Here is a 23,558-nt window from a genome sequence, read left to right on the forward strand (position 1 = left end):
AATCCCCGAGGAGGAACATTATGAAGACGTTGAAGACCGCCCTGTTCGCAGGGATCGCCCTTTCCATGGCTGCGGGCAGCGCCCTTGCCGAGGACACGCTGCGCCTCGGCATGACGCCGGAGCCTTATATGCCTTTCACCCAGGTCAACGCCGGCGGTGAGTGGGAGGGCCTGGAAGCCGACCTTTCCCGTGCGCTTTGCGAGAAGATGGCCGTCAAGTGCGACATCAACCAGATGGCCTGGGACGGACTGATCCCGTCGCTCAAGGAAAACAAGATCGACTTCATCATCGGCGCCTTCTCGATCACCGACGAGCGTCGTCAGGTCGTCGATTTCTCGGCGCCGTACTACACCGAGGGCACGTCTTTCGTCGGCTCCAAGGGTGATACCAGCGAGATCAAGACGATCGACGCTGCTGACGGTTCCGGCAAGATCATCGATCCGGCAAGCGTCGAGGGCAAGATCATCGGCGTGCAGGCGTCGAGCGTCCAGTCGGCCTATGTCACCAAGTACCTGACCGGCGCCGAAGCCAAGAGCTACGACACCGCCGACAATTCGGTCGCAGACCTCATTGCTGGGCGCGTCGACTACGTGCTGATCCCCGATCTCTACATCCAGACGTTCCTGAAGACGCCTGAAGGTGCGGACTACGAGGTCAAGGTCGAAGTGCCGAAGAACGTCACGCTCGGCGAAGGTGTCGCCTATGCCGTGCGCAAGGGCGATGCCGCAACGCTCGACAAGGTCAACGCCGGCCTTGCTGCCCTGGAAAAGGACGGCACGACGCAGAAGCTCGTCGACAAGTGGATCTTCGGCAAGAAGTGATCGCATGATTTGGAAGCCGGCGGCGGTCTTGGAACGCCGCCGGCCTCGATCGCCAAACCGGCCGCAGCGTCGGGGCACCATCGCAGCAGGCGCGACAGCACCTTCCCGACCTGAGGGCGGGCGGCGCCGGGGCTGACGAGACACTCGGGAACAGGTAACGACGGATGGACTATTACTGGCAATTGCTTGCCTGGGGCGGCGAGGGCTGGGGCGACGATTTCGCCTGGGGCCTGCTGATGACCTTGCAGGTATCCGTGGTCGCCTATGCGGTTGCGGTTCTCTTCGGTTTCCTCGGGGCTGCCGGTAAACTGTCGAAACACCGCGTCCCGCGGTTCCTCGCCGACATCTACACGACGGTGGTGCGCTCGCTTCCTGAGCTGCTCGTCATCCTGCTTCTCTATTTCTCGGTAGCAAGCGGCGCCGAACGGCTGTTGAAACACTTCGGCCTCGTTGCCGAGAGCTTCCAGTTCAGCCCGTTCTGGGCGGCCATCATCGCTCTCGCCTTCGTTTCCGGCGCCTTCATGACCGAGGTGCTGCGCTCCGCCTTCCTTTCGGTGCCACCGGGCCAGATCGAGGCGGCGGTCTCGATCGGCATGTCCAGGCAGAAGATCTTCACCCGTATCGTCTTCCCGCAGATGATGCGCCACGCGGTTCCCGGCATGGGCAATCTCTGGCTGTCGATCACCAAGGAAAGCGCCATCATCAGCGTGCTCGGCTCTTTCAGCGAGCTGCTCTACACCGGCTATCGCGCTGCTGCCGGCACCAAGCAGTACATCTTTTTCTATGGGCTGACGGCCATCCTGTTCCTGGCGATCACGCTCGTTTCCGTGCTGGTGATCGCGCAGATCGAACGCCGCCTCAACCGGGGGCACCACTGATGGATACGATCTCCAACGTCCTCGGCTTTCTGCCGGCGCTGCTCAAGGCCACCCCGCTGACGTTGCTGCTGACGGCGGTCGCCGGCGTCTTCGGTCTCGTCCTCGGCACGCTGGTCGCGCTCGCCCGGCTGTCCGGCCGCCGCGCACTCTCGGTCCCGGCCTATGTTTTCACCTTCGCCTTCCGCGGTACGCCGCTGCTCGTGCAAATCTATCTGATCTACTATGGCCTCGGGCAGGTCCTGCCCGGCACCTGGGTGCGCCACAGCTTCCTTTGGCCCTATCTGCGTGATGGCCTGTGGTATGCGATCTTTGCGCTCAGCCTCAATCAGGCGTCCTATAACGCCGAGGTTATCCGCGGTGCGATCAAGGCAATCCCGCGCGGACAGATCGAAGCGGCAAAATCGATCGGCATGCGCTCGTCGATGATCCTTCGCCGCATCACCCTGCCGCAGGCGTTCCGCTCCTGCCTGCCGGTGCTGACGGGCGACCTGATCATCCTGCTGAAGACGACGTCGCTCGCCTCGACGATCACCGTGCTTGAGGTGATGGGCACCGCCCGCATCCTGCAGCGCCAGTCGCTGTTGACCTTCGAGCCGCTGATTGCCGCCGGCATCATCTATTTCACCGTCGTCTTCATCCTGACGCGCATCATGGGCGTCGTCGAGAAGCGGCTCACCCGCTACCGCACGGCGAAGGCATAAAGAGGAGGCGCGCCAAGGCGCGCGAGAGGAACGAACATGGTCGCATCAGCGCTTTCGGTGAAGAACATTCACAAGAGCTTCGGGTCCGTCGAGGTGCTGAAAGGCGTCTCCTTCGAGGCAAAGTCCGGCGACGTCATCTCGCTGATCGGCAGCAGCGGCTCCGGCAAGAGCACGCTTCTGCGCTGCATCAACTATCTGGAGACGCCGGACGAGGGGGAGATCTCCGTCTCGGGCGAGGTCATCCGGACGGTCAAGGGCAAGGACGGCAAGTTCCATGCCGTCGACAAGCGACAGCTCGAACATATCCGCACCCGTCTCGGCATGGTGTTCCAGAGCTTCAATCTCTGGTCCCACAAGACCATCCTTGAAAACATCATCGAAGGGCCGATCCATGTGCTCGGCATGACGAAGAAGGATGCGATCGGCGAAGCCGAGCTCTTGATGGAAAAGGTCGGCATCACGCCGAAGCGCGATCACTATCCCAACCAGCTTTCCGGCGGCCAGCAGCAGCGCGCGGCAATCGCCCGGGCGCTGGCGATGAAGCCCGAAGTGATGCTCTTCGACGAGCCGACTTCGGCGCTCGATCCGGAACTCGTCAACGAGGTGCTGCTCGTCATCAAGAAGCTCGCCGAAGAGGGCCGCACCATGGTGATGGTCACCCATGAAATGTCACTCGCCCGTGATATATCGAGCGAAGTGATCTTCCTGCATAAGGGATTGGTCGAAGAACGCGGCGCGCCTTCGCAGATGATGCGCGATCCGCAATCGGCGCGGCTGCGCCAGTTCCTGCAGATGGCTTGAGGAGGCCGAAATGCGCGACGCCAATTTTTCCGAGTTCCTGCCCGAGCTCGTCGACATCCGCCACAGGCTGCACGAAATGCCCGAGATCGGCCTTTCCGAGGTGAAGACCTCCGATTTCGTCGCCGGCCTCTTGCAATCCTGGGGCTTCGAGGTCACCCGTGGTCTCGCGACAACCGGCATCGTTGCAACGCTGAAGCGCGGCAACAGCAACCGCGCCATCGGCTTTCGCGCCGATATGGACGCGCTGCCGATGCAGGAAGAGACCGGCCTTGCCTATCAGAGCAAGCATCCGGGCGCGATGCACGCCTGCGGCCATGACGGCCATACCAGCATGCTGCTCGGCGCGGCCTGGGCGCTGTCGAAGGACGAGAGCTTCAACGGCACGGTTCACCTGATCTTCCAGCCGGCCGAGGAAAACTTCGGTGGCGGCAAGCTGATGATCGAGGACGGCCTGTTCGAGCGTTTCCCTTGCGAACGGGTCTATGCGCTTCACAATTGGCCGGGTCTTCCGGTCGGCCAGTTCTCCAGCCGCGCCGGCGCCATGGCGGCGTCGATCGACGTGCTGACGCTGACGATCAAGGGCAAGGGCGGCCACGGCGCGCAGCCGGAACTGACGGTGGACCCGGTCGTCGTCGGCTCCAGCGTGGTGATGGCGCTGCAGACGCTGGTCTCGCGCAACGTCTCGCCGCACCAGCCGTCCGTATTGACGGTCGGCTCGTTCCAGGCGGGTTCCGCCTCCAACATCATTCCGGATACCGCGGTGCTGGAAATCAGCATGCGCGCCATGGACCCTGTCGTCCGTAAGCAGTTGCAGGAGCGTGTCGAGCAGATCGCCCGCCTGCAGGCGGAAAGCTACAACGCCGAAGCTGTCTTCGACTGGCAGGTCGGCTATCCCGCAACGATCAACGATGCCGAGGCGGTCGAGGACGCGCGTGCGGTGATCGCCGACACATTCGGCACGGATGCCTATGTCGAGTTGCCTGAGCCGCTGATGGGCAGCGAGGACTTCTCGTTCCTGCTGGAAAAGGTGCCGGGCGCCTATGTGCTGATCGGCAATGGCGACAGCAGCGGGCTGCACACTACCCGCTACGATTTCAACGACGACATTCTTGAGCGCGGCGCGACCTATTTCTACCAGCTCGCACGCGCAGCGCTCGTTTAAGCGCGCGGCATCAAACGCCCGGCCGCTCAGGTGGCCGGGTGAAGGTCGCCGAAGACCGTCGGGATCAGCTCGGACACGGTCGGGTGGATATGAACCGCGTGCGTAATTGTCGTGTAGGGCTTGCCGGCATACATGACGTCGAGGATGCTCTGCACCGCCTCGTCGCCGCTCGTTCCGAGGATCGATGCACCGAGGATCTCGTTGCTTTCGGCGTCGACGATCACCTTCATGAAGCCTTCGGTCTCGCCCTTTTCCACGGCGCGGCCGACGCGGGTCATCGGCCGCGTGCCTATGAGCAGCTTGCGTCCTGACTTGCGCGCCTCGGTTTCCGTCATGCCGGCGCGTCCGAGCGGCGGATCGATGAAGAGGCCGTAGGTCGAAATGCGGTCGCTGACCTTCCGCGCCTCTCCGTCGAGCAGATTGGCGGCAATGATCTCGAAGTCATTATAGGCCGTGTGGGTGAAGGCGCCGCGGCCGTTGCAGTCGCCCATCGCGAAAATATGCGAGACGTTGGTGTTAAGCGTCTCGTCGACTTCGACATAGCCGCGAGCGTCGGTCTTGACGCCGGCGCGGTTAAGATCGAGATCGTCGGTGTTCGGCCGGCGCCCGGTCGCGAGCAGCAGGTGAGAGCCGACGATCTCGGGTGCGCCCGCCGTGCAATCCACGCCGGCGACGACATCGTCGCCGCTCCTGGCAAAGCGGATGCACTCGGCATTGAGGCGAAACTGGATGCCCTCTTTTTCGAGGATCGCGAGAATGGCGTCGGAAACGTCCGTATCCTCGCGGCCGATCAGCCGCGGCCCCTTCTCGATCACGGTGACTTCGGAGCCGAAGCGACGGAACATCTGCGCAAACTCGAGCCCGATGTAGCTGCCGCCGACGACGATCAGGTGGCGGGGCAGGGTGTCGAGATCCATGATCGAGACGTTGGTGAGATACGGTACGTCCGCGACACCAGGGAAGTCCGGGGTCGCGGCGCGCCCGCCGACATTCAGAAAGATCTGGTCGGCCGAGAGAAGCGTGTCGCCGACCCGGATCTCGTGCGGGCTTTCGAAGCGCGCGTGGCCCTGGAACACGGTGCAGTTCTCCATACCTTTCAGCCAGTTTTCGATGTTTCCACGGGAGGTGAACCGCACCGTGTCCTTGCGCGCCATGACGCGGGCAAAGTCGATGGTGACGGGGCCGGTCGTCACGCCATAGTCTGCGCCTCGTCGCGCCAAATGTGCGGCATAGGCGCTCGCGACCATCGCCTTGGTCGGCATGCAGCCGGTGTTGACGCAGGTGCCGCCGAAGTGCTTGCGCTCGATCAGGGCGACGGTTTTGCCGGCCGCCGTGAGCCGCCCGGCAAGCGATGGGCCGGCCTGGCCAGCGCCGATGATGATTGCGTCGAAATGTTTCGTCATGAGACCGAGGACACCACCCAGAGTGCGAGGAGAACGGCAACAGCATCCTCGAGAAGGGCGATCGGCAGGTCCTTGCCGCCGATGGCCGCAACGAGGCGCTTGCGCGCTTCATAGCCGCCGAGCGTTCCGATAATTGCACCGATGACGCCGGCAACCAGTGCGGGGAGCATAGCACCTCCGACCGTGCCAAGCACGGCGCCGCAGAAGGCGCCCGAAACGATGCGGGCGCCGAACTGCTGGGGAACCTTGCGGCTTGGCGTGCTCGGCAACTGATCGCCGACGAACTCCACGAGCGCCAGAAGGCCGGCGACATAGGGCGTGAACCGGAAGCCCATGAAGGCTGCCCAGGTGCCGCTGAGCGGCAGCCAGCCGGCGGCTGCGCCAATGCTGACGGCGGCGGGTGCGGTCATGGTGCGCAGGCCGGCAACCACGCCGATAAGCAGCGCGAGAAGATAGATCGACATGAATTCCCCGAACGTTCGCCGGGCGAGCCCGGCCGTCAGCCCCAGACGGGTCGGGTCGGGCGGCTTCGCGACCAAGAATGAAAGCGGTTGTTTTTGGCGGGCCGCAATCAGAGTGGCCGACAATGCCGGCCTTTGCAATCGCGCAATCACCGGCGGTTTCTCTTAGTCTATGCTTTCGATCGTCTTAGTCGCCGGCGAGATTATTCACCTGCTACAGTCTCTGCGTGCAACCCTATTTTTTGCCGGGGCCTGACATATATGGAATGCCTTGCCCCGACGGAGCGGGCGTTCCGTGATCAAACTTGCGGAGCGAAACTCGAGGAGAGACCCATCATGCGCCTAACCAGACTGCTTATCGGAACTGCCCTTGCCTTCACGCTGACTGCTGCCGCGGCGAGTGCCGATGTGGTCGTATCCTCGAAGATCGACACGGAGGGCGGTGTGCTCGGCAACATCATCCTTGCGGTGCTCAACGCCAACAACATCAAGACGGTCGACCGCGTCCAGCTTGGGGCGACGCCGGTCGTGCGCAAGGCGATCACCGCCGGCGAGATCGACATCTATCCGGAATATACGGGCAATGCCGCCTTCTTCTTCGAAAAGGCCGACGATCCGGTCTGGAAGGATGCGGCCAAGGGCTATGAGACGGCCAAGAAGCTCGACTACGACGCCAACAAGATCGTCTGGCTGACGCCGTCACCGGCCAACAACACCTGGGCGATTGGCCTGCGCAAAGAAGTGGCCGACGAAAACAAGCTCAAGACGCTGAGCGACTTTGGCAAATACATCGCTGGCGGCGGCAAGGTCGTACTGGCGGCGTCGTCGGAATTCGTGAACTCGGCCGCCGCACTGCCGGCGTTCCAGACGACCTACGGCTTCACTTTGAAGCAGGACCAGCTCATCACGCTTTCCGGCGGTGATACCGCCGCAACGATAGCGGCCGCTGCGAACCAGACGAACGGCGCGAACGCGGCCATGGTCTATGGCACCGACGGTGGAATTGCGCCGTCCGGCCTCGTCGTGCTGGAGGATGACAAGGCGGTGCAGCCCGTCTATCAGCCGGCCCCGATCATCCGCGAAGCGGTGCTCAAGGAAAACCCGCAGATCGAGGAACTCTTGAAGCCGGTTTTCGAGAAGCTGGACTTGGTGACGCTGCAGGAGCTGAACGGCCGCGTGCAGGTCGGCGGCGAACCGGCCAAGGCGGTTGCCGAGGACTTCCTGAAGAAGAACGGTTTCCTGAAATAAGTTGACGGACACCCGGGACGCTGGTCGGATGGCCGGCGTTCCGGGGATAGGCCTGCGGGTGCCGGAGACGCGCCGGCACAGGCGGGGAGGGAATGTGGTTTGAAAGCACTCCGCTTTGACAAGCTCGGAGCGATCATTGCGGTCTTGGCGCTCGGCGGTGCCTTCATCGCACCTTTTGCGACGTTTCGTGCCAACCGTATCGTCGCCGGTGAGGTCAAGTCGGTGGCCGACGCCTTGCCTGCGGGCGGGAGTGCCGTGCTGCTGGCCATCGTGGTCTGCGCGGTGGTCGTCGCGCTACTGCGCTCGCCCGCTTATCTGCGTCTCGCTGCGGCCTTTGTCACGCTCGCCACGCTGGCGCTCGGCATCGGTGTTGCCGCCACGCATCTGACGCCTGAAGCCAACACGTATGCCCGGGTGTCGCCCGCTTCGGGCTTCTGGATCATGCTCTTTGCCTTCGGGCTGCTCGCCGCAGACGCCTTGACGCGACTGCGGCCGGCGCCTTTCGTGCGCGTCGTGGTGCTCGTCGCCGTGCTTGGCTTTATCGGGATACTCTTGCTTTCCGGCACCTGGGATGGTCTTTCCATTCTGAAGGAGTATGCGAGCCGGGTGGACACGTTCTGGGCGGAGGGCCGGAAGCATGTGACCCTGGCGCTCGGCTCGCTCGTCGCCGCGACCCTCGTCGGCATTCCGCTCGGCATCCTCTGCCACCGGGTCACGCGACTGCGCGACGGATTGCTCGGCGTGCTGAACGCGATCCAGACGATCCCGTCGATTGCGCTCTTCGGGATTCTCATCGCCCCGCTCGGCTGGATCGCCCTCCATGTGCCGGGCGCCGCTTCGATCGGCATTCGTGGCATCGGCGTTGCCCCGGCCTTCGTCGCCCTCTTCCTCTATTCGCTGCTGCCTGTCGTCGCCAACACCGTCGTCGGACTGGCCGGCGTTCCGCGAGACGCGAACGACGCCGCGCGTGGCATCGGCATGACCGATTGGCAACGGCTGGTCGGCATCGAATTTCCGCTGGCCTTTCCGGTGATCCTCACCGGGATCCGCATCGTGCTCGTCCAGAATATTGGCCTTGCGACCATCGCTGCGCTCATCGGCGGCGGCGGCTTCGGCGTCTTCGTCTTCCAGGGCGTCGGCCAGACCGCGATGGACCTCGTGCTGCTCGGTGCCGTCCCGACGGTCGTGCTGGCGTTCGCCGCGGCGATCGTGCTCGACGCGGTCATCGAGATGGCCACACCCAACACCAGGCAGGCAGAGGCCGCATGATCGAGATCGAGAACATCACCAAGCGCTATGGCGAAAGCACCGTTGTCGATGACGTCAGCCTGACGATCGCGCCGCGCACGGTCACGGTCGTCGTCGGCACTTCCGGCTCCGGCAAGACCACGCTTCTGCGCATGGTCAACCGGCTGGTCGAGCCAACGTCGGGTACAATCCGCCTCGACGGCGAGGACAATCGTTCGCTACCGGGTTATGAGTTGCGCCGACGGATCGGCTACGCGATCCAGGGGCACGGCCTGTTTCCCCATCGCACTGTCGCTCAGAACATTGCGACCGTGCCGACCTTGCTCGGATGGGAGCGGGCGCGCATCGATGCGAAGGTGGAGGAACTCCTGCGCCTTTTCCAGCTCGATCCTGCTGATTTCGGTCCACGCTTCCCACACGAACTTTCCGGCGGCCAGCAGCAGCGTGTCGGCGTTGCCCGGGCGCTTGCCGCCGAGCCGAAGGTGCTGTTGATGGACGAGCCCTTCGGGGCGCTCGATCCGATCATCCGCGCCAAGGCGCAGGACGACCTGCTTGCCATCCAGAAACATTTTCAGACGACGATCATTCTCGTCACTCACGACATGGAAGAGGCCTTTCACCTGGCCGATCGCATCGCCGTCATGGACAAGGGCAAAGTTGTTCAGTACGCGACCCCCGCCGAAATGCTGCTGAAGCCGGCCACCCCCTTTGTCGAAAGCCTGATTGGGTCGGGCGAACGGCCCTATCGTCTGCTGGCGATCGCGCCGGTTTCGAGCGCGGTGGAGCCCGGGGCCGCAGAAGGCGCGCCGATTTCGAGCGATGCCAGCCAGAGGGAAGCCTTGGCCGAACTCCTCTGGTCCGGACGAGATGCCCTGCCGGTTGCAGGTCCAGACGGCGCCGTGATCGGCAAGGTTAGCCTCAAGGGGCTGGCCAAACGCGCGGCCGGTCCAGCCTGATGCCGAAGCTCGCCACCCTCATTCGCATCGCGGTTTTCATGGCTCTGGTCGCGTTCCTGCTGCAGCCCCATTGGTTCGAGCCGCTGCTGCGACCGCTGGTGCAGGACAACGCCCCTGTCATCTACAACCAGGGAAGCCTGCTGCAGCTGACGTTCTTGCATCTGCGCACGGTGGCGCTGGCGGTAGCAGCGGCCGCGCTGGTTGCACTGGCGCTTGCCATTCTCGTCACGCGCACCTCGGGAGCGGAATTCCTGCCGCTCTCGCGAAGCCTGGTGAATATCGGTCAGACTTTTCCGCCCGTTGCGGTCCTGGCGCTAGCGGTTCCGATCTTCGGCTTCGGCGAAAAGCCGACGCTGATCGCGCTCTTCCTCTACGGCCTGTTGCCGATTTTCGAGAATGCGCTGACGGGGCTGACGACCTTGCCTCCGTCGGTCATGGAGGCGGCGCGCGGTGCCGGCATGACCAGCGGCCAGCGGCTTCTCAAAGTCGAGCTGCCGCTGGCGATGCCGGTGATCCTGGCCGGCATCCGGCTTTCGGTGGTCATCAGCCTCGCAACCGCGACGATCGGATCGACGGTCGCCGCAAAAACGCTTGGCGAAGTGATCATCGCCGGGTTGCAGTCGAACAACCTTTCCTTCGTCGTTCAGGGGGGCCTGATCGTCGCAACGCTTGCAGTGCTTTTGCACGACGGGTTGCAGGCGGCGGAGCGGAAGCTTGCCGCGCGCATGGGCCGCTGAAGCCGCCTCACGGAACGGCCCAGGGGGCGCTCGCCATTCATCGGCGTGCCAAGCCGCAGCATCGTGTTAGAATGGACGATGCTTTATCGAGGGGCCAGAAGTCCGGTCGTCAGGGATGCCGGCGGATTTGTCGCCAGGCTCAACATGCCCGGATGGCTGCTGCCCTGGCCGCGCGATCATGGTTATGGTCCCCTGGCGATGGTCGTGGAATCGATGCTTTCGCCGGGTCGGCTGATCGCCATGCACGAGCACCGCAACGACGAAATCCTGTCCTGGGTGCCGGATGGCCTCATGCGCCACAACGACCGCTCGATCGGCGAGCTGGTCATCGACAGCGGACACCTGATGGTGATGAATGCGGGCACGAGCTTCTGGCATTCCGAAGAGACGTTGCCTGATGATCCGCCGCTCAGGATGCTCCAGATCCTCGTGCGTCCGCATGGCCTCGATCTGCCGCCGAACATCCAGCATGGGCCGATTGCCGCCGGGGCGGTCAACGAGTGGCGGCATCTTGTCGGGCCGGAAGGTGGGGCGGCTCCGTTTTTCGTCCGCAACGCCATCGACTTTTTCGACCTGCGACTCGAGGCCGGGGCAGGTACAACGTTTCCCCGAGTAGCAGGCCGTCACCTCTATTTCTATGTCTTCTCCGGTGCGATACAGGCGGGTCGAGCCAGTTTCCGCGCGACGGAGCAGGGTCTGTTCCCCGCCGATGAAGCTTTGGACCTTGTCGCCACCCGCGACGCAATGGTCGTTGCGTTCCTGATCGAGCCGGATGCGCCTGTCGCGAGACGAGGGACGGTCGGCGATCACCGAAAAATCCCGCCGCCCTATCTGGCTCGGCCCTTGCTCGGGCTTCTGCGCTGGCGTGACCGCCTGGTCGGAAAAACGTGAACCGTGAAAAAGATCGTTCCGCAACGTGCAGTGGTCTGGACCGCTTTCCTCCTGCCGTAGAGTTGCGCTGTATGCACCCTCTTTAGTTGTCCATGAAATGCCTGCTTTGTCGGCATTTGCCTGAGATATGAAAATGAATTTCACAATTTTACGAAATATGCGGATTTGAGTTGACGGCCTGAAAAAACTGTCCCAGTCTGCGAAAATAAATTACGCCAGAAGGCAGGGGAACAGGACGAGCATGAAAGTTGGCATCATCGGACTCGGATTCCGTTTGGGTTATCTCGGCTATGTCTTCAAGGCCATGGACGAGAGCTTCGAAATCGCCGGATACGTCGATCCGAACCCGGCCGGTCTGGCCACGCTCACCGAAAAAGGCATCTCTCCCGGCAAGGCCTATGCCACACCGCAAGAGTTGATCGCCAACGAGAAGCTCGATCTCCTGATGATCGGCTCGCCCAACCACATGCACCTCGACCATATCCGGATCGGCCTCGAAGCCGGCCTGAAGGTCTTCAGCGAAAAACCGATCGTGACGACGATCCAGGAGAGCCTGGAACTCGCAGCGCTCATGGCGAAGTTTGGTCATGAGCGGCTGATGGTCGGTCTCGTCTTGCGCTATGCGCCCATGTACCGCGATCTCCGCCAGGCGCTTGCTGAAGGCAAGCTTGGCCAGGTGGTCTCGATCGAGGCATCCGAGCATATCGAGCCCTATCACGGCGCCTTCTTCATGCGCGACTGGCGCCGCTACGAGCGCTATTCCGGCAGCTTCATGCTGGAGAAATGCTGCCACGACCTCGACCTCTACAATGGCGTCGTCGGTGCTCGCCCGGAACGCGTCGCGAGCTTCGGTGGCCGCAAGAGCTTTATCCCCGCCAACGATCCGGCCCGCGAAGGCATCAACGACCTCGAACTCTTCCACCGCAAGCCGAGCGGCTGGATGGGGTCTGACAAGGTCTTCGACAGCGACGGGGACATCATCGACTACCAGGTTGCGATCGTCGAATATGCCAATGGCGTCGGCATGAACTTCCACACCAATCTCAACGTGCCGGACCAGTTCCGCCGCTTCTGCATCATGGGGTCGCGCGGTATGGCCGAGGGCGATTTCATTCGCGGCTACTTCGACGTGCACGAGATGCTGACCGGCAAGAAGGTCATCGAGAACAAATACAAGGCCACCGAACTGTCGCAGCACTACGGTGCCGACGAGCAGATGGCGACCGATATCATCGGCCATGTGCGCGACGGCCGGCCGCTGCCGGTTTCGACGCGCGATGCGCTGGAAGCCGGCATCCTGGCGCTCTCCATGGACGAGGCTCGGCGCAAGAAGAGCGTCATAGACCTCCGGCCCATATGGGACCGTTTCGACGAAGCCCTGCATTCCCGCGCGGCGTAAGGGGAGGCGACGGATGAGTGTTCAACGCAGCACAGTCATCTTCGCCTGGATCCTGCTTCTTCCTGCTGTTCTCTACGTCACGGTGATCGTCGCCTATCCGCTGGTCGACACCTTCATCCTGTCGTTTACGGACGCGTCGCTGAAGAAGACGACCAATTGGGTCGGCTGGACCAACTACGACAAGATCTTCAACGAGACCTTCGCCGAGGTCATCTTCCGGACCTTCGTCTGGACGTTCTTCTCGGTGTCGATCAAGATGATCATCGGTGTTTTCGGCGCAACGATGCTGAATGCCGCCGTGCCCGGCCGGGCGCTGTTCCGTCTGCTCACCATGCCGCCATGGATCGTGCCGATGGCCATCGGCATCTTCATGTGGGGCTGGATGTACAACGGCCAGTTCGGCATGATCTCCGGCGTGCTGCAGAACCTCGGCCTCAGCAATGGACCGATCGCTTTCCTGGCGCGGGGCGAAACCGCCTTCTGGGCGACGATCGTCACCGACGTGTGGATCGGCGTGCCATTGGTAACGCTCTACATGCTGGCGGCCATGCAGGCGATCCCGCAGGATCTCTACGAGGCCGCCTGGACCGACGGGGCAGGGCGCTTCTATCGCTTCCGCCGCATCACGCTGCCGCTGCTCGTGCCGTCGCTGATCACCATGTCGATGTTGTCGCTGATTGCGACCTTCAACTCCTTCGACATCATCTGGATCCTCACCCAGGGCGGTCCCAATGGTGAGACGACCACGATGATCATCGACACCTATCGCACCGCGATCGGATCGAAGAAGTATGGCGAAGGGGCGGCGCGTGCGGTGCTGATCTGCATCTTCCTGTCGATCTTCTGCTTTGCCTATTTCCGGGTCACCAGCCGTCTTTCTCAGGGGGAACAGAAATGAGCCAGCCGGCCCTGATCAATCGCTACCGCTGGTACGAGCTTGTCGGAATCTATGCCGGTATCTTCGTGTTCCTGTGCTTTATCCTGGCGCCCTTCGTCGAGGGCTTCCTGGTGTCGCTGAAGCCGCTCGGGCTGCTGTTCTCGTCACCCTATCGCTTCTGGCCGGAAAACGGCTCGTTCGCCGCCTACTTTACGATGTGGCAGAGCGTGCCGGGCTTTGCCCGCTACATCTTCAATTCCTTCTTCATCTCCACCATCGTCACGGCCATCGTGCTGGTGCTGGTCATACCCGCTGCCTATGCCTTCGCCCGCTTCAACTTCCGTGGCGCCGGCGTGCTTTTGGGGGCATTCCTTGCCGTCAACATGTTTTCGGGCGCGGTGCTGCTGATCCCGCTCTTCCGGCTGATGCGCACCTTCGGCGTCCTCAACACCTATCTGGCCATGATCGTACCGGGCGTTGCCTTCCTGATCCCGTCTGCGATCTGGTTGCTGCGCACCTACATGATGCGCATCCCGCGCGAACTGGACGAGGCTGCCTTCGTCGACGGCGCCAGCCACTTCTACACGCTGCGCCGGGTGATCCTGCCGATCGCCATGCCTGGCATTACCGTGGTGGCGATCACCACGTTCATCGGCGCCTATGCCCAGCAGTTCATCTACGCGCTGACCTTCAATTCCAAGAGCGAATACATGCCGCTTCCCGTCGGGCTGTTTGCCTATTTCGGGCGCCAGGAGGTGGTCTGGAACGAACTGATGGCGGCAAGCTTCGTCGGTATCGCGCCGGCCGTCGTCGTGATCTTCCTCTTGCAACGCTATCTCGTCAGCGGGCTCACCGCGGGCGCGGTGAAACAATAAGACTTAAGTCAACCACCAGAGAACGGGAGCATAAAAACGTGTCTATCCAATTCAAGACGGGGGTGCTCGCCCTTGCCCTGCTCGGCTCGACCGCGCTCGGCGCCGTGACCGCAAAGGCGGCCGACCAGGAGATCAGCTGGATCTACTGCGGCGACACCATGGATGCGGTGCACGAGAAGTACATCAAGCAATGGGAGGAGAAGAACCCGGGCTGGAAGGTGACCCCGGAAGTCGTCGGCTGGGCCCAGTGCCAGGACAAGGCAACGACCCTTGCCGCCGCCGGCACGCCGGTCGCCATGGCCTATGTCGGCTCGCGCACGCTGAAGGAATTCGCCCAGAACGACCTCATCGTACCCGTGCCGATGACGGACGACGAAAAGAAGACTTACTACCCCAACATCGTCGATACGGTGACCTTCGACGGCAACCAGTGGGGCGTGCCGGTCGCGTTCTCGACCAAGGCGCTTTACTGGAACAAGGACCTGTTCAAGCAGGCTGGCCTTGATCCCGAGAAGCCGCCGAAGACCTGGGCTGAAGAAATCGAGTTCGCCAAGACGATCAAGGAAAAGACGGGCGTTGCCGGTTATGGCCTTCCGGCCAAGACCTTCGACAACACGATGCACCAGTTCATGCATTGGGTTTATACCAACAACGGCAAGGTCATCGACGGCGACAAGATCGTCATCGACAGCCCGCAAGTGCTCGCAGCGCTGCAGGCCTACAAGGACATCACGCCTTTCTCGGTCGAAGGCGCCACCGCCTACGAACAGAACGAAATCCGCGCCATCTTCCTCGACGGCAAGGTCGGCATGATCCAGGCTGGCTCGGGTGCCGCAACGCGTCTGAAGGAAACCAAGGTCAACTGGGGCGTTGCGCCGCTGCCGCTCGGCCCAGAAGCCAAGGGCGAGGGCACGCTGCTCATCACCGACAGCCTGGCGGTCTTCAAGGGTTCGGGCGTCGAGGAGAAGGCGATCGAGTTCGCCAAGTTCATCACGTCGCCCGGCCCGCAGGGCGAATATGAACTTCAGGGCGGCGCCGGCCTGACGCCGCTTCGTCCGTCGCCGATGGTCGATGAATTCGTCAAGAAGGATCCCTACTGGAAGCCGTTCATCGACGGCATCGCCTATGGTGGTCCCGAGCCGCTCTTTACCGACTACAAGGGCTTCCAGAACGTCATCATCGAGATGGTTCAGTCGGTCGTGACCGGCAAGGCCGAGCCGGCCGACGCCTTGAAGAAGGCGGCTTCCAGCCTCGAAGAGTACAAGTAAGGCCACCGGGGCCGCGCGCCGACGAGATCGGTTCGCGGCCCCACCTAACTCTGCTATAAATGAGCCGCTTCTCGCCGGTGGCCGGAGACAGTTTCTTGGGACAGCTCAATCTCAATCGGGTTCAGAAATTCTACGGGACATTCGAGGTGCTGAAAGGCATCGATCTCGAAGTCAGGAACGGTGAGTTCGTCGTTTTCGTCGGACCCTCCGGTTGCGGCAAATCGACCTTGCTCAGGATGATCGCTGGTCTCGACGAGACCAGCTCGGGGGACATCCTGATCGAGGGCAAACGTGTCAACGACCTGCCGCCGGTCAAGCGCGGCATCGCGATGGTCTTCCAGTCCTACGCGCTTTATCCGCACATGAGCGTCTTCGAGAATATCGCCTTTCCGCTTCGCGTGGAAAAGATGGCCGAGGAGAAGCTAAAGGCAAAGGTGGAGCATGCGGCGCGCATCCTGCACCTCGACCAGCGGCTGCAGCAAAAGCCGGGCATGCTGTCCGGCGGTCAGCGTCAGCGCGTGGCGATCGGGCGGGCTATCGTGCGCGAGCCGAAGATCTTCCTCTTCGACGAGCCGCTCTCCAATCTCGACGCGGCGCTTCGCGCCGACATGCGCATCGAGCTGGCGAAACTGCACCGGCAATTGCGGGCAACGATGATCTACGTCACGCACGACCAGGTCGAGGCGATGACGATGGCGGACCGGATCGTCGTTCTCAATGCCGGCCAGATAGCCCAGACCGGCGCGCCGCTCGAACTCTACCACAAGCCGGCCAACACCTTCGTTGCCGGCTTCATCGGCAACCCGAAAATGAACTTCCTGCCGGTCACCTGCAAGGGCGTCAGCGACGCGGGTGTCGAGGTCGATTACAAGGGGCAATCGGTGATCGTTCCGGTCGTGCCGCAAGCCGGCCTCGCCGGTCGGACGCTGACACTTGGAGTTCGTCCGGAACATATCGTGCTCGGCACCGGCGACCTGACGCTGAAGGTGACGCCGACGGTCATCGAACGTCTCGGTGCCCACACGGTTGCCTATGCCGCGATCGGCGGAGAAGGTGAGAACTTCTGCGCCATGTTGCCGGGAACGGCGGCGATCCAGCCGGAACAAACTGTGCAGGCCGGTATCCGTACGCCCGATTGCCACCTCTTCGACGAGGCCGGTATAGCGCTCGAACGTCGCGTCGAGTTGACCGACATCGATATGGGCGTGCTCAATCCCGCGGCTGCCTGAAACCAGGGGCCAGGATCACGGCCGCGTCCGATCAGGGCGCGGCCAGTGCTTGGTGGTATGGCTGGATATCCGGCAGTTCTGTCTGTAAAAATCGCCCGTCGCTGGCGCAATTCCTCCTGTTCAAAGGCGATCAAGCGCACTCGGATAGGGCATCATGACGCTTGGCCGTTATACGGAGCTTCCTCATCTCGTTGACGCCAATGCCGGGATCGAAGCCGTCTGGGCGTCTGTCAGCCGCAACGAGGGCAGCTACCGGGTCCTGCCTGACGGGCGATGCGACATCATCCTCAGGTTTGCGCTCAAGGCTTCGCCAATCCGCGACCTGACGCCGATCGTGACCGGTCCAACGACTGGCTATTACGACGTCCCGCTGGAACCGGGTGCCGCCTTCGTCGGCGTGCGGCTTCGGCCCGGCCATTTCCAGAGAATTCTCGGGCTGGAGCCGATCCGGTTGCACGGTGACGCGCTGATCGGCGCGGCGGCTCTGGGCCAATGGCCTGACCTGGCCGCCCTCTGCGCGCCTGCCTCGGACCAGCAGGAACTGGCCGGTCGGCTGGTGCAGTTCGTCCGCAAGCGCGATAACGAGAGCAACGTTGAGGTGGCACCGGTCAGCCGCAACATCATAAGCGCGCTGCACGCCTCCGGCGGTCGGTTGCGCATCGCCGAGCTCGCCGCGATGCATGGTGTCTCCGAGCGCACCGCCAGGCGCATCCTCCTTCACGCGACGGGTCTTACGCCGAAGGCGTTTGCGGCGATCATCCAGTTTCATCGGGCCCTGCGTCTTTTGCGCGATCACCGCCTCAGCCCAGCCGATGCCGCGTTCGAAGCCGGCTTTGCCGACCAATCCCACATGACCCGGGTCTTCCGGCGGTTGGGCGGGTTCTCGCCGGCGCGCTTGCCCGACGTCACGCTGGTGACGATCTCGGACTGATGTCCGAATTGTTCAAGAACGGAGCCAGGCAATGAACGATGATAGCCCGTGACCGACTTCAGTGGCGGGCAACTCTTGGAGACGAAAACATGACTGTCCGTTTCGGATACACGATCCTCTATGTTCCCGACGTGCCGGCAACGGTCTCGTTCTATGAGGCGGCGTTCGGTCTGAAGCGCGGGTTCGTGCATGAAAGCAACCTCTATGCGGAGATGCAGACCGGTGAAACGGCTCTGGCCTTTGCCAGCGAGACCATGGCGGAGCTGAATGGTTTTGCTGTTCGCGCAAACCGCAAGGGTGACCTCGCTGCCGGTTTCGAAATCGCGCTTGTCTGCTCGGTGCCGCAAGAGGCCTATGAGATGGCAGTCTCTGCCGGAGCATCGCCGGTGAAGCCGCCGGAAGAAAAGCCGTGGGGGCAGGTGGTCGGCTATGTCCGCGATCTCAACGGCTGCCTTGTCGAGCTCTGCTCCGCGATGCCCGCTTAGCGGCCCGGCACGACCGCGCAACCCACGAACGCCCTAACTCAGGAGGAACCTGCCTGTGCGCCCGACCACAGCCTCGCCCTATATTACGACCAACCGGATTGCCGCGTCGCGAGACTTTTACCTGACATACTTCTCTGCGCGGCTGACGTTCGACTGCGGCTGGTACATCAGCCTGGAACTGGGCCAAGGCCTGTCGTTGCAATTCATGGAGCCGCAACAGGGGCGGCCCGTGTGCAACACCGAAGGCCTGACCTACAATTTTTGCGTCGCGGACGTCGACGGCGAGTATCGCCGGATCACGGCGGCAGGCCTTGCCGCGGCACTGCCGATCGAGGATCACGCTTGGGGAGATCGTGGCTTTGCGGTGAAGGACCCGAACGGCGTGCTGCTCTACATCTACTCCAACCGCGAACCTGCGCCGGAGTTCAGGCCGTTTGTCATCGCCTCGGGTGCCGCATGACCGATGACCGGATCCAGGCCCTTCTGCGGGAGATCGAGCTTGATCGCGGCGATCAGGTCGCGATCGTCACCCGACTACGGGAAATCGCGCTTTCCTCAGGCCCCGCGGTCACCGAGGAGGTGAAATATGGCGGCATCCTGTTTTCGTCCGCTGAGAGCTTCTGCGGCGTCTTTTCCTACGCCCATCACGTGACGCTGGAATTTAGCCGGGGCGCCGCCTTGCCCGATCCGCATGCTGCCCTGGAGGGTTCGGGCAAGCTTCGTCGCCACATCAGGCTCCTGAGCCCGGCGGATATAGATGAGAAACACGTCGCACAGTACATCGAGATGGCCCGCCAGGCCGTCGATCGCTGAAGGAGCGATCGCGCCCGGCGACGCTGCCACAAATCGTTAGGCCGCGCCCTTCTCGGTTGCGTGCGGGTTCTCGACCTTCGGCCAGATATTCTTCGGCGCGCGCTTGTAGTCGGTCTTTGCCGGATTGTTGGGGTAGGGCGTGCCGGCCGAGCAATAGAGGATCTCCGCAGCGATCTTGGAGAACGAGGCGTAGAAGTGGTTGGTCGACTTGATGACCAGGATCTTCTTTTCCGTCGGGTCGATGCCCATCACCGAAAACAGGCTCGGATCGAAGCTTTGCGCCCGGGTCGAATTGAGGATGATGTCGATACCCTTGAAACGGATGTGAGCCGCATCGCCGAAGGGAGCGAAGCTCTCGCCGAAGCGCATCTCGGCATTCCGCACCAGCTTGACCACCTTGACCGTGCCATCGACCGGATTGCCGGTTCCCGGCGCCGACTTCGCGCCGAAGCGCAAGGGGATTTCGGCGCCTTCGCCCGCCGCCATGCAGATCTGCACCGCCATCGGATCCCAGATCGTGCCGACGGCAACGTCGGTTGCGCCGCGGGCGAGCAACTCTTCAAGCAGCACCGTCGCGTCGCCGGCCGTACCGCCGCCCGGGTTGTCCCAGACATCGGCGATGACGACGGGGCCTCTGGTTGCCGCGAGCGCCTCGTCGACCGCCTGCTTCTCGTCGATTTGCGGCATGATGAAGGTGCCGCGGTGGGAGAAGAGTTCGAGACCCAGTTCCCGCGCGAGGTTCGCGCCCTTCTCCGGCTTGCCGTTGGTGACTGCAAGCAGCTTCGTTCCCATTTCCGGGACGTCGCCGGCCATGAAGCCGTGGATCACCGAGAGCGAAAGCACGTCTGCGTCTTCCTTCTCGATGCGCATCAGCTTGTCGACGAAGGAGCGCATCGGATCGCGTGAAGTCGGATAGACGTCGATCATCCGACAGTCGAAGATCGACATGACGGGCGTGACGCGGCCTTCGAGCGTGTCGACAGCGATCTTCCACAGATCCTCGGCGCGGTCGACGAAGTCGGTGTGCGGGAACTCCTTGAAGTAGACGAAGAAGCTCGATGCGGCGGCGCGCTTGGCGGTCAGGTGGCTATGGGGGTCGAGTTCGGCGCAGACGAGGATATCGGGGCCGACGATCGCGCGCACGCGCGTCAGCAGGTCGCCCTCGGGGTCTTCGTAGCCATCGGCGACCATGGCGCCGTGCAGGCCGAGCACCACGGCGTCGACGGGCATGGCGGCGCGCAACTGGCCAAGGATCTCGTCGCGCAGGCCTTCATAGGTTTCGCGATTGACGAGGCCAGCCGGGTCCGCCCAGGTCGCGGTCCCCTCGATCAGGTCCCAGCCCTTCTCCGCGCAGACGCGCCGGCCGACGGTGATCGGCGCCGTGCAAAGCGTCGGCGTCTCCGGGTGTTCTCCCGGCGGAGCGTAGAGCGAGGCTTCGAAGGCCCTGCGGTCGATGCAGATCGGAGAGAAGGTGTTGGTCTCGGTCGCAAGCGCCGCTGTGAAGATCCGCAATGCCGTTGCCTTTTCTATTGCGTCACGCCTGCAGCGCCACTCATCCGGCCGGATGAGCGAAAGCCGCTGCAAGCTCTAAGTCTGGCGCATGATTTTTCCCGGGCGGGTGACGATCCAGGAAATTATGCGGAAGCCGTGCCCATCGGGTTTGGCAGGTAGCCGGTAAAGCCGGCGATCTTCCAGCGTCCCTGATGTAGACGGCAGTAATAGACTGTCTGCCATTTCAGGATATCGACGCTGCCGTCCGTCTTCTTCAGGCTGCCATCGAACTTCTTGCGCGCCAGCGCTTGCTCGCCGTTGATCTCGATGTCCTCGAGCGTCGTCGTGGTGAAGATCGCAGTGCGCGGATCCTCGGCGAAGCTCTGTGTCGCAAAATCCTGCGCCTGGCGCAGCCACTCTTCGCGATAGGCGGCGAGCGACGGGAACGTCAGTCGCCAATTGTCCGGATTGGTTTCGCGGCGTCCGTCGATGCCGATGAAGCTCTCTCCGACGAAATCGTCTGCAACCATCGACCAGTCGGCTGCCAGAAAGGCAGTGATGTCGCGGGAGACCAGCATCTCCCAGATCGAGTGGCGTGCAGCATCGGAAGAGGGGAATGGATTGAGAAAAGGATCCCGCATATTCGCGCCCTGGATTGAAATTCTTTTCATGAATGGTGTTTTTCGCTAGCCAAATTCAGCTTTCTATGGTCACTTGTCAACGATCAAAGAAAATAATTTGCAAGAAGGCTCAAGATGACGATCAAGCGCTATGGTGCGGAACAGGTCGGCGCTGGCGGCAAAACTTTGCCCTTTGCGCGCGCTGTCGAGGCGGACGGCTGGCTCTATGTCTCCGGTCAGGTCGCCATGGAAAACGGCGAGATCATCGAGGGCGGGATCATCCCCCAGACCCACAAGACGATCGCCAATGTGATGGCCATCCTGGCGGAAGCCGGCTACGGCCCGGAGCACGTGGTGCGTTGCGGCGTATGGCTCGACGATCCCCGGGACTTCTGGACATTCAACAAGATCTACCAGGAGTACTTCGGCGCGCATCCGCCGGCACGGGCCTGCGTCCAGTCGTCGATGATGGTCGATTGCAAGGTCGAGATCGACTGCGTGGCCTATAAGCCGAAGGAAGGTTGATCCTGGAGCGGGAGCGGTTTTCGGTCCGCAGCCCGCTCTCATTCGTGATCCGAGCAAGGCGTAAGCGGGCGATGGACATCTTCGCGACACTGCAGGAAGAAAAAGGGCGGCTCTCCCAATCGGAAAACCGCATTGCCGATATTCTCCTGAACGACTTCGAGTTCGCGGTGAACGCCTCCATCATCGAGCTCGCGGGCAAGGCGGACGTTTCGCCGCCGACGGTCACCCGCTTCTGTCGCCGGCTGGGCTGTGACAGTTTCTCCGACTTCAAGGTGCAGCTTGCGCGCACCGCCTACATCGGCATGCGCTACCTGAAGCCGGAGCCGAAGAGCCGCGAGACCGGCGACGTCGCCCAGGACATCATCACCAAATCGCAGAACGCGCTGTTCTTGCTGCATCGTTCGCTCGATCTGGCCGCGATTGAACAGGCGGTCGAGCGCATCGCCTCAGCGGAAATGATCTACGCCTTTGGTTCCGGTGGTAATTCGTCGATGATCGCCGGCGAGCTTCAAAACCGGCTCTTTCGTTTCGGGCTGCGCATCACGTCCAGCTCTGATCACAGCATGCAACTGATGATGACGGCGGCGGCCCGGCCGACGGACGTGCTGATCGGCTCCTCCTTTTCCGGCCGTAACGCCGAACTGGTGCGCGCCTTCACGCTCGCCCGCGAACTGAAAGTGCCGACCATCGCGTTGACGCAGAGCGGCAGCCCGGTGGCCAACGCTGCCAGCATCACCGTTCCGGTCGACCTGCCCGAGGGCAACAACATCTACCGTCCCACCTCCACCCGCATCGCCTATCTGGCGCTGCTCGACATCCTCTCCAGTCTCGTCGCCTACCGGGTTCAGCCGCAGGCAACGGCCACACTTCGGCGCATCAAACAGCAACTGGTGACGCACCGCGACGGTGACGACCGCCAGCTTCTCGGAGACTGACGTGCCGCGAAAGGTCAACGCATGACGCAATCTCTCGCGATCGTCACCGGCGCCGCCGGCGATATCGGCCGTGCTATCGCCCGCAAGCTTTCCGAAGACAATGACGTGGTCCTGCTCGTCGACATCGATGCGGAGGCCGCCGAAAAGGCAGCAACGGCGCTTGGCGACGAGAAGCGCTTCATCGCTGTCGCCTGTGACGTGACCAACGCCGAAAGCGTGGCGGCGATGGCGCAGATGGCCGCGGAGAAGGGCGCCGTCCGCACCCTCGTCAACAATGCCGGTGCCGCCCGTGCCGTCAGCCTGCACGACACGACGCCGGAGATCTGGCGCATGGACAATGCGCTGAACCTCGAGGCAGCCTTCCTCACCTTTCGCGCCGTCGAGGACATGCTGAAAGAGACCCACGGTTCGGTCGTCAACATCGCCTCGGTCAACGGCATGAACGTCTTCGGCCACCCGGCCTATAGCGCCGCCAAGGCCGGCCTCCTGCACCTGACCCGACTGATCGCGGTCGAGTACGGCAAGTTCGGCATCCGCTCGAATGCGGTGGCGCCCGGTACGGTGCGCACCCAGGCCTGGGAGGCGAGGGCGGCATCGAACCCGGACGTATTCGAAGAGGCGCGCCGCTGGTATCCGCTGCAGCGCATCGTCAATCCCGATGACGTCGCCAATGCCGTGCACTTCCTGGCAGGCCCGCTGGCGGCCGCCATTTCGGGCGTCTGCCTGCCTGTCGATTGCGGCCTGACCGCCGGACAGGCGGAGCTGGCCCGCACGTTCTCGCAATCAAGCCACTACTGACATAA

The 23,558-nt window shown here is 62.7% G+C and carries 26 protein-coding genes; 22 read left to right on the forward strand and 4 right to left on the reverse strand.

The window, feature by feature from the left end; translation table 11 throughout:
* Positions 1-20: 20 nt before the first annotated feature.
* The 5 genes from IB267_RS22705 to IB267_RS22725 all read left to right on the forward strand — a co-directional run bounded on the left by IB267_RS22705 (position 21) and on the right by IB267_RS22725 (position 4,363).
* Entirely contained in the window at positions 21-821 is an 801-nt protein-coding gene (locus tag IB267_RS22705; protein WP_077964471.1) for a transporter substrate-binding domain-containing protein, read from the forward strand.
* Between the two features lie 164 nt (positions 822-985).
* The gene (locus IB267_RS22710; protein ID WP_043613509.1) at positions 986-1,699 is read left to right on the forward strand and encodes an ABC transporter permease; all 714 of its coding nucleotides are present in this window, start codon (positions 986-988) and stop codon (positions 1,697-1,699) included.
* Positions 1,699-2,400, forward strand: coding sequence for an ABC transporter permease (locus IB267_RS22715; RefSeq protein WP_192449685.1), 702 nt, complete (start codon positions 1,699-1,701; stop codon positions 2,398-2,400). Before IB267_RS22710 ends, IB267_RS22715 begins: the two co-directional genes overlap by 1 nt.
* 36 nt (positions 2,401-2,436) lie before the next feature.
* Positions 2,437-3,201 (forward strand): ABC transporter ATP-binding protein, encoded by a 765-nt coding sequence (locus tag IB267_RS22720; protein WP_192449686.1) that lies wholly within the window; start codon positions 2,437-2,439, stop codon positions 3,199-3,201.
* Positions 3,202-3,211: 10 nt separating this feature from the next.
* Complete coding sequence (locus tag IB267_RS22725) at positions 3,212-4,363, forward strand: M20 aminoacylase family protein (RefSeq protein ID WP_192449687.1); 1,152 nt, start codon at positions 3,212-3,214, stop codon at positions 4,361-4,363.
* A 26-nt stretch (positions 4,364-4,389) separates the two neighbouring features.
* Here IB267_RS22725 and IB267_RS22730 read toward each other — a convergent pair whose 3' ends face one another.
* Positions 4,390-5,766, reverse strand: coding sequence for an FAD-containing oxidoreductase (locus IB267_RS22730; protein ID WP_192449688.1), 1,377 nt, complete (start codon positions 5,764-5,766; stop codon positions 4,390-4,392).
* Positions 5,763-6,230 carry a DUF4126 domain-containing protein gene (locus IB267_RS22735; protein ID WP_192449689.1) on the reverse strand — a complete coding sequence of 156 codons (468 nt, stop codon included), beginning with the start codon at positions 6,228-6,230 and terminating at the stop codon, positions 5,763-5,765. Before IB267_RS22735 ends, IB267_RS22730 begins: the two co-directional genes overlap by 4 nt.
* Positions 6,231-6,563: 333 nt before the next feature.
* On the opposite strand from IB267_RS22735, the gene IB267_RS22740 reads away from it, so the two are divergent.
* The 14 genes from IB267_RS22740 (at position 6,564) to IB267_RS22805 (ending at position 19,184) form a co-directional block, all read left to right on the forward strand.
* Positions 6,564-7,475 (forward strand): ABC transporter substrate-binding protein, encoded by a 912-nt coding sequence (locus IB267_RS22740; protein WP_192449690.1) that lies wholly within the window; start codon positions 6,564-6,566, stop codon positions 7,473-7,475.
* 99 nt (positions 7,476-7,574) lie between these two features.
* Positions 7,575-8,744 carry an ABC transporter permease gene (locus tag IB267_RS22745; protein ID WP_192449691.1) on the forward strand — a complete coding sequence of 390 codons (1,170 nt, stop codon included), beginning with the start codon at positions 7,575-7,577 and terminating at the stop codon, positions 8,742-8,744.
* Positions 8,741-9,679 carry an ABC transporter ATP-binding protein gene (locus IB267_RS22750; RefSeq protein WP_192449692.1) on the forward strand — a complete coding sequence of 313 codons (939 nt, stop codon included), beginning with the start codon at positions 8,741-8,743 and terminating at the stop codon, positions 9,677-9,679. Before IB267_RS22745 ends, IB267_RS22750 begins: the two co-directional genes overlap by 4 nt.
* Positions 9,679-10,416 (forward strand): ABC transporter permease, encoded by a 738-nt coding sequence (locus IB267_RS22755; protein WP_192449693.1) that lies wholly within the window; start codon positions 9,679-9,681, stop codon positions 10,414-10,416. The genes IB267_RS22750 and IB267_RS22755 overlap by 1 nt, the downstream gene beginning before the upstream one ends.
* A 78-nt stretch (positions 10,417-10,494) precedes the next feature.
* Entirely contained in the window at positions 10,495-11,307 is an 813-nt protein-coding gene (locus IB267_RS22760) for a pirin family protein (protein WP_192449694.1), read from the forward strand.
* Positions 11,308-11,548: 241 nt separating this feature from the next.
* Positions 11,549-12,706: a Gfo/Idh/MocA family protein gene (locus IB267_RS22765; protein WP_043613483.1), complete on the forward strand. Its 1,158-nt coding sequence runs from the start codon at positions 11,549-11,551 to the stop codon at positions 12,704-12,706.
* 13 nt (positions 12,707-12,719) lie between these two features.
* Positions 12,720-13,604, forward strand: a complete 885-nt coding sequence (locus tag IB267_RS22770; RefSeq protein WP_192449695.1) for a carbohydrate ABC transporter permease — start codon at positions 12,720-12,722, stop codon at positions 13,602-13,604.
* Positions 13,601-14,458 (forward strand): carbohydrate ABC transporter permease, encoded by an 858-nt coding sequence (locus IB267_RS22775; protein WP_192449696.1) that lies wholly within the window; start codon positions 13,601-13,603, stop codon positions 14,456-14,458. The genes IB267_RS22770 and IB267_RS22775 overlap by 4 nt, the downstream gene beginning before the upstream one ends.
* Positions 14,459-14,496: 38 nt before the next feature.
* Complete coding sequence (locus tag IB267_RS22780; protein WP_192449697.1) at positions 14,497-15,726, forward strand: ABC transporter substrate-binding protein; 1,230 nt, start codon at positions 14,497-14,499, stop codon at positions 15,724-15,726.
* A 95-nt stretch (positions 15,727-15,821) separates the two neighbouring features.
* Positions 15,822-16,955, forward strand: a complete 1,134-nt coding sequence (locus IB267_RS22785; RefSeq protein WP_192449698.1) for an ABC transporter ATP-binding protein — start codon at positions 15,822-15,824, stop codon at positions 16,953-16,955.
* Positions 16,956-17,109: 154 nt separating this feature from the next.
* Positions 17,110-17,886, forward strand: a complete 777-nt coding sequence (locus IB267_RS22790; RefSeq protein ID WP_192449699.1) for a helix-turn-helix transcriptional regulator — start codon at positions 17,110-17,112, stop codon at positions 17,884-17,886.
* An 89-nt stretch (positions 17,887-17,975) separates the two neighbouring features.
* The gene (locus tag IB267_RS22795) at positions 17,976-18,371 is read left to right on the forward strand and encodes a VOC family protein (protein WP_192449700.1); all 396 of its coding nucleotides are present in this window, start codon (positions 17,976-17,978) and stop codon (positions 18,369-18,371) included.
* Positions 18,372-18,426: 55 nt separating this feature from the next.
* On the forward strand, positions 18,427-18,831 hold the full coding sequence (locus tag IB267_RS34015) for a VOC family protein (protein ID WP_192449701.1): 405 nt from the start codon (positions 18,427-18,429) through the stop codon (positions 18,829-18,831).
* Positions 18,828-19,184 (forward strand): DUF1801 domain-containing protein, encoded by a 357-nt coding sequence (locus IB267_RS22805; RefSeq protein ID WP_192449702.1) that lies wholly within the window; start codon positions 18,828-18,830, stop codon positions 19,182-19,184. Before IB267_RS34015 ends, IB267_RS22805 begins: the two co-directional genes overlap by 4 nt.
* A 36-nt stretch (positions 19,185-19,220) precedes the next feature.
* Here IB267_RS22805 and IB267_RS22810 read toward each other — a convergent pair whose 3' ends face one another.
* Together IB267_RS22810 and IB267_RS22815 are read right to left on the reverse strand one after the other, a co-directional pair.
* Positions 19,221-20,696 carry a M81 family metallopeptidase gene (locus IB267_RS22810; protein ID WP_192449703.1) on the reverse strand — a complete coding sequence of 492 codons (1,476 nt, stop codon included), beginning with the start codon at positions 20,694-20,696 and terminating at the stop codon, positions 19,221-19,223.
* 122 nt (positions 20,697-20,818) lie between these two features.
* Positions 20,819-21,316 (reverse strand): hypothetical protein, encoded by a 498-nt coding sequence (locus tag IB267_RS22815; RefSeq protein ID WP_192449704.1) that lies wholly within the window; start codon positions 21,314-21,316, stop codon positions 20,819-20,821.
* Between the two features lie 114 nt (positions 21,317-21,430).
* On the opposite strand from IB267_RS22815, the gene IB267_RS22820 reads away from it, so the two are divergent.
* From IB267_RS22820 to IB267_RS22830, 3 genes are all read left to right on the forward strand, one after another.
* Positions 21,431-21,820, forward strand: coding sequence for a RidA family protein (locus tag IB267_RS22820; protein WP_192449705.1), 390 nt, complete (start codon positions 21,431-21,433; stop codon positions 21,818-21,820).
* A gap of 71 nt (positions 21,821-21,891) precedes the next feature.
* On the forward strand, positions 21,892-22,755 hold the full coding sequence (locus IB267_RS22825; RefSeq protein WP_043613460.1) for a MurR/RpiR family transcriptional regulator: 864 nt from the start codon (positions 21,892-21,894) through the stop codon (positions 22,753-22,755).
* A 21-nt stretch (positions 22,756-22,776) separates the two neighbouring features.
* Positions 22,777-23,553 (forward strand): SDR family oxidoreductase, encoded by a 777-nt coding sequence (locus IB267_RS22830; protein ID WP_192449706.1) that lies wholly within the window; start codon positions 22,777-22,779, stop codon positions 23,551-23,553.
* Positions 23,554-23,558: the final 5 nt, after the last annotated feature.

This window comes from Ensifer sp. ENS09, from assembly GCF_014852425.1.
GTDB lineage: Bacteria > Pseudomonadota > Alphaproteobacteria > Rhizobiales > Rhizobiaceae > Ensifer.